The following is a 12,598-nucleotide window of genomic DNA, read 5'->3' as shown; positions in this document are numbered from 1 at the left end:
GCCGTACGCCCCGCTCGCCGTCAGCCGCAGGGCCGTGTCGATCAGCGGAACGTGGCTGAAGGCCTGCGGGAAGTTCCCGACCTGGCGCTGGAGAACCGGGTCCCACTCCTCGGCCAGCAGCCCGAGGTCGTTGCGGAGGGCCAGCAGCCGCTCGAAGAGCTTGCGGGCCTCGTCGACCCGCCCGATCATCGCGAGGTCGTCGGCCATCCAGAACGAGCAGGCGAGGAAGGCGCCCTCGTCGCCCTCCAGGCCGTCCACGCCCGCGTCCTCGCCGGCCGTCGGGTAGCGCAGGATGAAGCCGTCGGAGGTGGACAGCTCGCGCTGGATCGCCTCGATGGTGCCGATCACGCGCTTGTCGTCCGGCGGCAGGAAGCCCATCTGCGGGATGAGCAGCAGCGAGGCGTCGAGTTCCTTCGAGCCGTACGACTGCGTGAACGTGTTCCGTTCCTTGTCGTAGCCCTTCTCGCACACGTCCCGGTGGATGTCGTCGCGCAGTTCGCGCCACTTCTCCAGCGGGCCGTCCGCGTCCCCGGACTCGATGAGCTTGATGGTGCGGTCGACGGCCACCCAGGCCATCACCTTGGAGTGCACGAAGTGCCGCCGCGGACCCCGGACTTCCCAGATCCCCTCGTCCGGCTGGTCCCAGTGGGTCTCCAGGTAGCGGATCAGCTTCAACTGGAGCAGCGAGGCGTAGTCGTTGCGGGACAGGCCCGTCATGTGGGCCAGGTGCAGGGCCTCGGTGACCTCGCCGTAGACGTCGAGCTGGAGCTGGTGCGCTGCGCCGTTCCCGACGCGGACCGGCGCCGAACCCTCGTACCCGGGAAGCCAGTCGAGCTCGGCCTCGCCCAACTCCCGTTCCCCCGCGATGCCGTACATGATCTGGAGGTTCTCCGGGTCGCCCGCGACCGCGCGCAGCAGCCATTCGCGCCAGGCGCGGGCCTCCTCGCGGTAGCCGGTGCGCAGCAGCGAGGAGAGGGTGATGGCCGCGTCGCGCAGCCAGGTGTAGCGGTAGTCCCAGTTGCGGACGCCGCCGATCTCCTCCGGGAGGGAGGTGGTCGGCGCGGCGACGATGCCGCCGGTGGGCGCGTACGTCAGGGCCTTCAGCGTGATCAGGGAGCGCACCACGGCCTCGCGGTAGGGGCCGTGGTAGGTACACTGGTCGACCCATTCGCGCCAGAAGTCCTCGGTCGCCTCCAGGGACTGCTCCGGCTCGGGCAGCGCCGGCGGCTCCTTGTGCGAGGGCTCCCACGAGATCGTGAAGGCGATCCGGTCACCCGGCGCCACCGTGAAGTCGGCGTACGTGGTCAGATCCTTGCCGTACGTCTCGCAGTCCGTGTCGAACCAGACCGAGTCCGGTCCTGCGACCGCGACCGTGCGGCCCTCGTGCTTGTGCACCCACGGCACCACGCGGCCGTACGAGAAACGCATCCGCAGCGCGGAGCGCATCGGCACCCGGCCCGTGACGCCCTCGACGATCCGGATCAGCTGCGGGGCGCCGTCACGAGGCGGCATGAAATCGGTCACCCGGACCGTGCCGCGCGGGGTGTCCCATTCGGATTCGAGAATCAGCGAGTCGCCGCGGTACCGGCGGCGCGCCGCCGTGGGTGGTTCGGCGTCGGACGCGTGCGCGGGTCCGAGCCGCCAGAATCCGTGTTCCTCCGTGCCGAGCAGTCCTGCGAAGACGGCATGGGAGTCGAAGCGGGGCAGGCACAGCCAGTCGACTGTGCCGTCCCGGCAGACCAGCGCGGCTGTCTGCATGTCTCCGATGAGTGCGTAGTCCTCGATGCGCCCGGCCACGTGCATCTCCAGTCGAACGGCCACGTCGCCCCTTCGCGGGGCGGTCGCTCTTGCGGTCAAAGGGAACTTAGGTACTGCGGAACAGTAGGCAATGGGGAAGGTCGGTAACTGCGGAACGTCGATGGTGGGGACGTCGGTCGTGCGTCGCTGCGAAACGTCAGGTGTCGGTGCGATGGGCGATGCGAATCTCGTCTCGAAACGAACTGACAAGCCCTCTTTGTTCCGGGGTACGGACGGGGATGGTGCCGTACGCCGGACAGGCTCGGCAGCGAGTGTCCGAGCAGGATACGACGCACGTGGAAGATCCGCGTGCCGCTCCGGGCAACCCGGCTGAGCCGATCGAGTGAGCGTGTGCGAGGTGTGTGCCCGGGTGTGCGCGGAGCGTGGCCGGAAGCGGTCTCGTTCTGTCGCTGATACCCTGGTAGCCCGTGGACCGGTGGGCAAGAAACCCCCGAACCGCAGCGACGGCACCTCCGGAAATTCTCCGGAATCCACGCCGGCACGCACCCCAGACCGCGACCACGGGAGCCCCCTCTTGGCCATGCCGCCCAGTGCTTTTCGAAACAGCACAGCCACGACGACCAAGCACATCTTCGTCACCGGGGGTGTCGCCTCCTCTCTCGGCAAGGGGCTGACCGCCTCCAGCCTGGGCGCGCTGCTCAAGGCCCGCGGTCTGCGGGTCACGATGCAGAAGCTCGACCCGTACCTGAACGTCGACCCGGGCACCATGAACCCGTTCCAGCACGGCGAGGTGTTCGTCACCAACGACGGCGCCGAGACGGACCTGGACATCGGTCACTACGAGCGTTTCCTCGACGTGGACCTGGACGGCTCGGCCAACGTGACCACCGGACAGGTGTACTCCACCGTCATCGCCAAGGAGCGGCGCGGCGAGTACCTCGGTGACACCGTGCAGGTCATCCCGCACATCACCAACGAGATCAAGCACCGCATCCGCCGTATGGCCACCGACGACGTCGACGTCGTCATCACCGAGGTCGGCGGCACGGTCGGCGACATCGAGTCCCTGCCCTTCCTGGAGACGGTCCGCCAGGTCCGTCACGAGGTCGGCCGCGACAACGTGTTCGTCGTGCACATCTCGCTCCTCCCGTACATCGGCCCGTCCGGCGAGCTGAAGACCAAGCCGACGCAGCACTCGGTCGCGGCGCTGCGCAACATCGGTATCCAGCCGGACGCGATCGTGCTGCGGGCCGACCGCGAGGTGCCCACCGCCATCAAGCGCAAGATCTCGCTGATGTGCGACGTCGACGAGGCCGCCGTGGTCGCCGCGATCGACGCCAAGTCGATCTACGACATCCCGAAGGTCCTGCACACCGAGGGCCTGGACGCCTACGTCGTCCGCAAGCTGGACCTGCCGTTCCGTGACGTGGACTGGTCGACCTGGGACGACCTGCTCGACCGCGTCCACAACCCGGTCCACGAGATCACCATGGCGCTCGTCGGCAAGTACATCGACCTGCCCGACGCCTACCTCTCGGTGACCGAGGCGCTGCGCGCCGGCGGGTTCGCCAACAAGGCCCGCGTCAAGATCAAGTGGGTCACGTCGGACGACTGCAAGACCCCCGCGGGCGCGGCCAAGCAGCTCGGCGACGTCGACGCGATCTGCATCCCCGGCGGCTTCGGCGACCGCGGTGTGTCCGGCAAGGTCGGCGCGATCCAGTACGCCCGCGAGAACAAGATCCCGCTGCTCGGCCTCTGTCTGGGCCTGCAGTGCATCGTGATCGAGGCCGCGCGGAACCTGGCCGACATCCCGGACGCCAACTCCACCGAGTTCGACTCCGGCACCGGCCACCCGGTCATCTCCACGATGGCCGAGCAGCTCGACATCGTGGCGGGCGAGGGCGACATGGGCGGCACCATGCGCCTCGGCATGTACCCGGCCAAGCTCGCCGACGGCTCGATCGTGCGCGAGGTGTACGACGGCAAGGAGTACGTCGAGGAGCGCCACCGGCACCGCTACGAGGTGAACAACGCCTACCGCGCCGAGCTGGAGAAGAAGGCCGGTCTGCAGTTCTCCGGCACCTCCCCGGACGGCAAGCTCGTCGAGTACGTCGAGTACCCGCGCGATGTCCACCCGTACCTGGTCGCGACCCAGGCGCACCCCGAGCTGCGCTCGCGTCCGACCCGGCCGCACCCGCTCTTCGCGGGCCTGGTCAAGGCCGCGGTGGAGCGCAAGACGGGCAAGTAGCACCAGGGCTGTACGGTGATCGGGGTGCGTGTCCGCGGGTTCTCCCGCCGGGCGCGTGCCCCGGTTCCGTCACCGGACCGGTTTCTTTTTGCGCGTGTGGGAGGACAGGCCATGACGATCAAGGACACCCCCGAGGAGTGGGAGGTCCGGGCGACCGAGACCCCCTTCAAGGGCAACAAGACCTCGGTGCGCACCGACGACGTGGTCATGCCCGACGGGTCGGTCGTGCGCCGCGACTACCAGGTGCACCCGGGTTCCGTGGCGGTCCTCGCCCTCGACGACGAGGACCGTGTCCTGGTCCTGCGCCAGTACCGCCACCCCGTGCGTCACAAGCTGTGGGAGATCCCGGCGGGCCTGCTCGACATCCCCGGCGAGAACCCGCTGCACGCCGCGCAGCGTGAGCTCTACGAGGAGGCGCACGTCAAGGCGGAGACCTGGCGCGTGCTGACCGACGTCTACACCACGCCCGGCGGCTGCGACGAAGCGGTCCGGATCTTCCTGGCCCGTGACCTCTCCGCGGCGGAGGGCGAGCGGTTCGAGGTCGAGGACGAGGAGGCCGACATGGAGCTGGCCCGCGTTCCCCTCGACGAGCTCGTGCGCGGTGTGCTCGCCGGTGAGCTGCACAACAACTGCCTGGTCGTGGGCGCTCTCTCGCTCGTCGCCGCGCGGCAGGGCGATGGACTCGACGCGCTGCGCCCGGCCGAGGCGCCGTGGCCCGCGCGCCCCTTCGAGGCCTGACCCGCTTCGGCGCAGCATCCGCCGTCTCGCTGCCCCACCCCGGACGGGCCACCTTGCGTCCGTCCGGGGGTGCCGGTCCTACGATCGCCTGATCCGATCGGGGGACGTCTCCGCCGCGCTCCACCCGGATCGTCGCAGAGCGTGAACTAGGCTCTGGAAACGCCCGAACCGGAGTCCCGGCGGGCTTGCGCGCGCAGTGGAACGGGAGCGTGGCCCGTGACAGATCAGGCGGTGGACGACGGCGGCACCAAGGTGTCGGCCAAGGGGCAGCGACCGGCTGCCGGGTCCGCTCCTACGAAGAGTCAGTTCCTGGGCCGCACAAGAGAGTTGAAGGAACTCCGGGCGGACATCGAGCGCGCCGGCCTCGACACCCTCTCCGGCCGCAAGGCACCGCGGGCGCGGGTGCTGCTCATCGCGGGCAAGCCCGGCTCAGGCCGCACCGCGCTCGCCGCCCAGCTCGCCGCGCAGGTCGCCGAGAGTTACCCCGACGGCCTCCTGCGGGCCCGGCTCACCGAACCCGACGGCACCCCGGTGCCCACCGAGGCCACCGCGCGGGAACTGCTCACCGCCCTCGGACTGGCCGCACCCCCCGGCGCCGGGGCCGACGACCTCGGCGAGCGGTTGCGCGAGGCCCTCGCCGTCCGCCGGGCGGTGCTCCTGCTCGACGACGCGGCCGACGCCGAACAGGTCGACGCGCTGCTGCCCGACTCCCCGGAATGCCTGGTCATCGCCGTCTCCGGCGGGCCGCTGACCGGTATCGCGGACGTCCGCCCCTGCACCCTCGGCGGCCTGGACACCAAGTCCGCGCTCGAACTCCTCGGCCACTTCACCGGTTCGGTGCGCATCACCGTCGATCCGCTCGCCGCCGAAGGGCTGGTCGAACTGTGCGCGGGTCAGCCCACCGCCCTGGTGCTGGCCGGCGGCTGGCTCGCCGCGCGCCCCGCCTCCGCCGTCGCCGACCTCGCCAAACAGCTGCGCACCGAGGGCGAGGACGGCACACCGCTGGCGCGGGTCTTCCGGCATGCGTACGCCTCGCTGCCGAGCAGCGCCGCGCGGATACTGCGACTGCTCTCGCTGGCTCCCGCGGGACTCGTCGACCCGCACACCGCCTCCGCGCTGGCCGGCTGCTCGGTCCAGGCGGCGCAGACGACGCTGGACGACTTCGTCGCCCTCGGCCTGGTGCGGGCGATCCCGTCGCCGCTGCCGCAGTACGAGGTGCCCGGCTGCCTCCTGCCCGTCCTCCGGACGCTGGTCGAGACCCACGACCGGCCCGCCGAGGTGCAGCTGGCCCGCGCCCGGATGCTGGAGCGGACCGTGCGGCTGCTGGTGTCCTGCCGTGCCATCACCGAGACCGACAGCTCGCCCGCCCGCGAGAAACTCGCCGGAATGCCGCGTGCCCTGCGCTTCCCCAGCCCCCGGGCGGCCGAGGACTGGCTGCGCGTCCGGCAGCCCGCGCTGCTGGCCTCGGCCCGGCTGGCGGTCGCCGACGGGGAGCTGGACACCCTCGCCCGACGGCTGATGGCCGCCCTGGTGCGGGCGATGGTCGTCCATTTCGGTACCCAGGCCGCGGCCTCCGAGCTGTACGGGATCCACCGCCTCGTCCTGGACGTCGCCGAGCGCCGGAATCTGCCCCGCGAGAAGGCGGCGGCCCTGCTCAATCTCGCCGACCTGGACGCGCAGACCGGCCGTACGGCCGACGCCCTCGCCCGCTACCGGGCCGCGCTGGACGCCGGACGCGAGGCGAACGACCCGTACGCGACCGGCCGCGCGATGGAATCCGTAGGCGGTGCCCACCAGGAGCTCGGGGACTACGACCGGGCCGCCGACTGGTACGGCAGGGCGCTCGCCCAGCGGCTCGCACGGGGGGAGCGCGTGGACGCCGCCCGGCTGTACGGGCGCATCGCCACCGTGCACACCTATGCGGGCCGCTACGGCGAGGCGCTGGTCAACTGGCGCGCCGCCGTCGCGGGACACCGCAAGAACGGCGATGTCGCCGCCCAGGCAAGGGCGTTGAGCGAGATGGCGCGCGTCCAGGAGTACGCGGGACGGCCCGAGGAGTCGCTGCGCACCTGCCAGGAGGCCGTCGAGTGGGCGCGCCGCGCGGACGACGTACGCCTGCAGGCCGCGTTGCAGCTCAGGCTGGCCGACACCCTGGACCGGCTCGGCGACCCGGCCGCCGCCCGGCTGCACCGCGCGGCGGCCGAGCGCATGCTGGGAGATGAGTTCCCTGAGAGTGCATCCGGCATGGAACACGACGCTAACGCCTGCGAAATCCGCAGTGCATCGACTGAAGATTGATGCTTTGAAAGGCTAGACAGAGAGAATCCCTTCATTAGACTGGCTCCGCCGCGTTCTTCCGTGGTGTTTCCCGGTGTGCTCCCGTACGTCGGGTATGACCTGCATTGCCTGGCCTGCGTCGCCTCGGCATGCACAGCCCCAGAGCCCTCTGAGTCAAGGACCGTGATCGACGTGAAGGTCGGCATCCCCCGCGAGGTCAAGAACAACGAGTTCCGGGTGGCCATCACCCCCGCCGGCGTGCACGAGCTGGTGCGCCACGGCCACCAGGTCTTCGTCGAGCAGAACGCCGGCGTCGGCTCCTCGATCACGGACGAGGAGTACGTCTTCGCCGGAGCGCAGATCCTCGGCACCGCCGACGAGGTCTGGGCCACCGCCGACCTGCTGCTGAAGGTCAAGGAGCCCATCGCGGAGGAGTACCACCGGCTCCGCAAGGACCAGACGCTCTTCACCTACCTGCACCTGGCCGCTTCCAAGGAGTGCACGGACGCCCTCCTGGAGTCCGGCACCACGGCGATCGCGTACGAGACGGTCGAGCTCCCCAGCCGCGCGCTGCCGCTGCTCGCCCCGATGTCCGAGGTCGCGGGCCGTCTCGCCCCGCAGGTCGGCGCCTACCACCTGATGCGCGCCAACGGCGGCCGTGGTGTCCTGCCCGGCGGTGTCCCGGGTGTGCTGGCGGCCAAGGCCGTCGTCATCGGCGGTGGCGTCTCCGGCTGGAACGCCGCGCAGATCGCCATCGGCATGGGCTTCCACGTGACCCTGCTCGACCGTGACATCAACAAGCTCAAGGAGGCGGACAAGATCTTCGGTACGAAGATCCAGACCGTCGTCTCCAACGCCTTCGAGCTGGAGAAGGCCTGCCTCGAGGCCGACCTCGTCATCGGTGCCGTGCTGATCCCCGGCGCCAAGGCTCCGAAGCTGGTCACCAACGAGCTCGTCTCGCGGATGAAGGCGGGAAGTGTCCTTGTCGACATCGCGATCGACCAGGGCGGCTGCTTCGAGGACTCGCGTCCGACCACGCACGCCGAGCCGACCTTCCCGGTCCACAACTCGGTCTTCTACTGCGTCGCCAACATGCCCGGCGCGGTGCCCAACACCTCGACGTACGCGCTGACCAATGCCACGCTGCCGTACATCGTCGAGCTCGCCAACCGCGGCTGGGCCGAGGCCCTGCGCCGTGACAACGCGCTGGCCAAGGGCCTCAACACCCATGACGGCAAGGTTGTTTACCGCGAGGTCGCCGAGGCGCACGGACTGGAGCACGTCGAGCTCGAGACCCTGCTCGGCTGAGACCCCCGGCGGCTCCGGGAGTCGACATTCCGGCCGACTCCGTGCCGACAAAAGGCGATACGTCAACACAGGTGGTCAACACCGCGCACCCGGCCGGACCTTGCTCGACAAGGTCCGGCCGGGTGTGTGTCGGGTCACTTTGCGACACTCGTTCAACTCGCCGCGAACGTAACTCTTCAACCGATTCGCACACCGGTGAAACCTGCCGTGCGACGGCCTTACGCCCTTGACAGAGGGGTGTTCGGTTGCCGACACATCGGGTCGGGTCCGGCGGATTGTGTTGCTGCGGAGCGGTGACACGCCATAGAGTCGCCAATCGTCGGCATGGTGCCACGCTGACCTATCTAGAAGTTTCCTGGTCACCAAGGAGGTAAGACGACTTGTGAATGAGTCGACATTTACTCCCGGGGGTGGTCAACCAGGAATGCCGGCGCGGGGCCAGAGCCCCACGGGGCTCGAGGCTGTCGGCTCCGTCGCTGTCCGCACCTTCGCAGCCCACCAGAGTCCCCGGATGACTCAGACAGCACACCCGAGCATGGATGGCCATCACGTGAACGCCATGGCCGGCAACGGAAGTGGCGAGAACCACACCCACTTCGCCGACTACGACGAACTGCCCGAGGGGCACTTCTACGACCCCGACGCCGAGTACGAGCCCGATCCGGAGTACGCGGCCACGCTCGCGCCCGACGCGGCCCGCCAGCGCCGTGAGCGCATCGGCCCGACGGGGCGCCCGCTGCCCTACTTCCCGATCCCGGGTCCGCTGACCAGCCACGGCCCCGCGACGATCATCGCGATGTGCAACCAGAAGGGCGGCGTGGGCAAGACCACGTCGACCATCAACCTGGGGGCCGCGCTCGCGGAGTACGGACGCCGGGTGCTGCTCGTCGACTTCGACCCGCAGGGCGCGCTGTCCGTGGGTCTCGGCGTCAACCCGATGGAGCTCGACCTCACCGTCTACAACCTGCTCATGGAGCGGGGCATGGCGGCCGACGACGTGCTCCTGAAGACGGCGGTCCCGAACATGGACCTGCTGCCCAGCAACATCGACCTGTCCGCCGCCGAAGTGCAACTGGTGAGCGAGGTCGCCCGCGAGTCCACGCTGCAGCGCGCCCTGAAGCCGCTGCTGGCCGACTACGACTACATCGTGATCGACTGCCAGCCCTCGCTCGGCCTGCTCACCGTGAACGCGCTGACGGCGGCCCACAAGGTGATCGTGCCGCTGGAGTGCGAGTTCTTCGCGCTGCGCGGTGTCGCCCTGCTCACCGAGACCATCGAGAAGGTCCAGGAGCGGCTCAACCCCGAGCTGGAGCTCGACGGCATCCTCGCCACGATGTACGACTCCCGCACGGTGCACAGCCGTGAGGTGCTCGCACGCGTCGTCGAGGCCTTCGACGATCACGTCTACCACACCGTGATCGGCCGGACCGTCCGCTTCCCGGAGACCACGGTCGCCGGTGAGCCGATCACCACCTACGCCTCCAACTCCGTCGGTGCCGCCGCCTATCGCCAGCTCGCCAGGGAGGTGCTCGCCCGGTGTCACGCCGAGTGAGTCTGCCGGGGGCCGACGAACTGTTCCGCACCACCGGGGGGATGGCGCTCCAGTCGTCCACACCCTCGCGCCGGACCAACGGCGAGGCCCGGGTGCCGGCTCCGGCGGGCGAGAGCGACGCGGCGGCCGCCGGGGAGGACGGGCCCCAGTCGGTGCCGGTCCGCGGCGGAGACGGCGTGGGCGACGAACACGTCGCCTCCGACGCCGAGTCGTCCGACGCGGGAGAATCCCGCAGCCGGGGCGGCGCCCCGGATCGCTCGGGGCGGCGTCAGCCGGCGCAGGAAGGTTCTGCCGCCCCCGCCACCTCCGTGCAGTCGTCCCGCAAACGCGGGCGGGCCGCCAACCGCCGGCCCAGCGGGCGGGAGCGGCACGACGAGAAGATCACGGTGTACGTGTCCGCCGAGGAGCTGATGGACCTCGAGCATGCGCGTCTGGTGCTCCGTGGTGAGCACGGGCTCGCCGTGGACCGCGGGCGGATCGTCCGTGAGGCGGTCGCGGTGGTCCTCGCCGATCTGGAATCCCGCGGGGACGCGAGCATCCTCGTACGACGTCTGCGCGGGCGGTAGCGGTAGCCTGCGACGGCTATGACCTCGAACGTCCCGCCCCCGTCCGCCGCCTCCGGCGGTCGTCGGCGTGCGCTGGGGCGCGGGCCGGGGACGTCACCGTCCGAGCCGTCCGCCGACCTGCCGGAAGCGCCCACCGGGACGCCCGTAGAGGCTGCCGAGCCGTCAACGACGCCGACGGAGGCCGCTGAGCCGGCCGCAACGCCCGTAGAGGGCGCTGAGCCGGCTGGGACTCCGGTGGAGGTTGCCGAGCCGCCCGCGATGCCCGCGGAGGTTGCCGAGCCCTCTGTGAGGCCCGTAGAGGCCGCTGAGCCGGCTGCGACTGCCGCGGGGGCCGTCAGGCCGTCCGAGGAGCCGGCAGGGCTGTTCCTGGCGCCTGGAGAGGGCGCGGAGCGATACGCGGGGCCGGACGCACCGGTCGAGCTGCCTGAGACGGCGGGGGACGGCCCGGGGGCGCCCGGGACGCCGGACACCCCGGCCGGGGTGTCCGCGGAGGTCTCCGACGGCGCTCCCGGTGAGTCCGGTGACGGTGTCTTCAAGGTGCGGCTCTCGAATTTCGAGGGCCCTTTCGACCTGCTGCTCCAGCTGATCTCCAAGCACAAGCTCGACGTCACCGAAGTGGCGCTGTCCAAGGTCACCGACGAGTTCATGGCGCACATCCGGGCGATGGGCCCGGACTGGGACCTCGACCAGACGACCGAGTTCCTGGTCGTCGCGGCGACGCTGCTCGATCTGAAGGCGGCCCGGCTGCTCCCGACCGCCGAGGTCGAGGACGAGGCCGACCTGGCCCTCCTGGAGGCGCGGGACCTGCTGTTCGCCAGGCTGCTCCAGTACCGCGCGTACAAGCGGATCGCGGACATCTTCAACGCGCGGCTCGAAGAGGAGGCCCGCCGCTATCCCCGTACCGTCGGGCTCGAGGCGCATCACGCCGAACTGCTGCCCGAGGTCGTCATCAGCATCGGGGCCGAGGGGTTCGCGAAGCTCGCCGTGAAGGCGATGCAGCCGAGGCCCAAGCCGCAGGTGTACGTCGACCACATCCACGCGCCGCTCGTCAGCGTGCAGGAGCAGGCCGGGATCGTGGTGGCGCGGCTCCGGGAACTCGGCGAGGCCAGCTTCCGCTCGCTCGTCGAGGACACCGACGACACCCTCACCGTGGTCGCCCGGTTCCTGGCCCTGCTGGAGCTCTACCGCGAGAAGGCCGTCGCCCTGGACCAGGAGGAGGCCCTCGGGGACCTGATGGTGCGCTGGACGGGCGGAGAGGGCGACGACCGGCCGAGGGTCACCGACGAGTTCGACCGCCCCGCGGAAGCGGTGAAGGACGAGGCAGGGCGCGGGACCAAGGAGGAGAAGGCGTGAGCGAGGAGACCACCGACACCCCCGCGGGGCCGCGCACCGTCGCCGACCTCGATCTCCGGCCCGCCCTGGAGGCCGTCCTGATGGTGGTGGACGAGCCGGCCACCGAGGAGCACCTCGCCAAGATCCTGGAGCGGCCGAAGCGGCAGATCGCGGACGCGCTGCGCGCACTGGCCGACGAGTACACCGTCCAGGGCCGCGGTTTCGAGCTCAGGCTGATCGCGGGCGGCTGGCGTTTCTACTCGCGTCCCGCGTACGCGGGTGCCGTCGAACGCTTCGTTCTGGACGGTCAGCAGGCCCGGCTCACCCAGGCGGCTCTGGAGACGCTGGCCGTCGTCGCGTACCGCCAACCGGTCAGCCGATCAAGGGTCTCGGCGGTCCGCGGAGTCAACTGCGACGGCGTGATGCGCACCCTCCTCCAGCGGGGTCTGGTCGAGGAGGCGGGCACGGAACCCGAAACAGGTGCGATCCTGTACACGACGACGAACTACTTCCTGGAGCGAATGGGCCTGCGCGGTCTGGACGAGCTCCCGGAGCTCGCGCCCTTCCTCCCCGAGGCGGACGCGATCGAGGCCGAGACGCTGGAAGGGGTCCCGTCGTTCGATCCGGATGCACCGGATGCAGATGCAGACGACACGACGACGACGGAACTTTGATGCGAAGCAGTGGCAGCGGCAGTGGCAGGAACAGCGGGCGCGGTAACCCGCGGGGAACCGGCGGGGGCAGTGGCTCCCGCGGCAGCGGCAACCCGCAGGGAAGCGGCGGAGGCGGCGGCCCGCGTGGCAGCGGCGGGGGCGGAGG

9 protein-coding genes are annotated in these 12,598 nt (G+C 70.4%); 8 read left to right on the top strand and 1 reads right to left on the bottom strand.

Going from position 1 to position 12,598, the window contains the following annotated elements:
• The coding region (locus tag ACFWBT_RS36725) for a glycoside hydrolase family 15 protein (RefSeq protein ID WP_385707389.1) at nt 1-1,797 on the bottom strand (1,797 nt) is incomplete at its 3' end.
• A 541-nt stretch (nt 1,798-2,338) separates the two neighbouring features.
• Here ACFWBT_RS36725 and ACFWBT_RS36720 point away from each other — a divergent pair.
• The 8 genes from ACFWBT_RS36720 to scpB all read left to right on the top strand — a co-directional run bounded on the left by ACFWBT_RS36720 (nt 2,339) and on the right by scpB (nt 12,453).
• Nucleotides 2,339-4,006 carry a CTP synthase gene (locus tag ACFWBT_RS36720; protein WP_351551854.1) on the top strand — a complete coding sequence of 556 codons (1,668 nt, stop codon included), beginning with the start codon at nt 2,339-2,341 and terminating at the stop codon, nt 4,004-4,006.
• 111 nt (nt 4,007-4,117) lie between these two features.
• Nucleotides 4,118-4,744, top strand: coding sequence for an NUDIX domain-containing protein (locus ACFWBT_RS36715; protein WP_385707387.1), 627 nt, complete (start codon nt 4,118-4,120; stop codon nt 4,742-4,744).
• 216 nt (nt 4,745-4,960) lie between these two features.
• Nucleotides 4,961-7,042 carry a tetratricopeptide repeat protein gene (locus ACFWBT_RS36710; RefSeq protein WP_385707385.1) on the top strand — a complete coding sequence of 694 codons (2,082 nt, stop codon included), beginning with the start codon at nt 4,961-4,963 and terminating at the stop codon, nt 7,040-7,042.
• Between the two features lie 162 nt (nt 7,043-7,204).
• Nucleotides 7,205-8,329 (top strand): alanine dehydrogenase, encoded by a 1,125-nt coding sequence (ald, locus tag ACFWBT_RS36705; protein ID WP_351551845.1) that lies wholly within the window; start codon nt 7,205-7,207, stop codon nt 8,327-8,329.
• A 424-nt stretch (nt 8,330-8,753) separates the two neighbouring features.
• A complete protein-coding gene (locus ACFWBT_RS36700) occupies nt 8,754-9,881 on the top strand; it encodes a ParA family protein (RefSeq protein ID WP_385707383.1) in 1,128 nt (375 codons plus the stop codon).
• The gene (locus ACFWBT_RS36695) at nt 9,866-10,447 is read left to right on the top strand and encodes a hypothetical protein (RefSeq protein ID WP_385707381.1); all 582 of its coding nucleotides are present in this window, start codon (nt 9,866-9,868) and stop codon (nt 10,445-10,447) included. The genes ACFWBT_RS36700 and ACFWBT_RS36695 overlap by 16 nt, the downstream gene beginning before the upstream one ends.
• Before the next feature lie 18 nt (nt 10,448-10,465).
• Nucleotides 10,466-11,800 (top strand): segregation/condensation protein A, encoded by a 1,335-nt coding sequence (locus ACFWBT_RS36690; RefSeq protein ID WP_385707379.1) that lies wholly within the window; start codon nt 10,466-10,468, stop codon nt 11,798-11,800.
• Nucleotides 11,797-12,453, top strand: a complete 657-nt coding sequence (gene scpB / locus ACFWBT_RS36685; protein ID WP_385707378.1) for an SMC-Scp complex subunit ScpB — start codon at nt 11,797-11,799, stop codon at nt 12,451-12,453. The genes ACFWBT_RS36690 and scpB overlap by 4 nt, the downstream gene beginning before the upstream one ends.
• Nucleotides 12,454-12,598 lie beyond the last annotated feature (145 nt).

It is taken from the genome of Streptomyces sp. NPDC060027, assembly GCF_042737005.1.
Lineage (GTDB): Bacteria > Actinomycetota > Actinomycetes > Streptomycetales > Streptomycetaceae > Streptomyces.
This window is presented reverse-complemented; position numbering and strand designations above follow the sequence as displayed.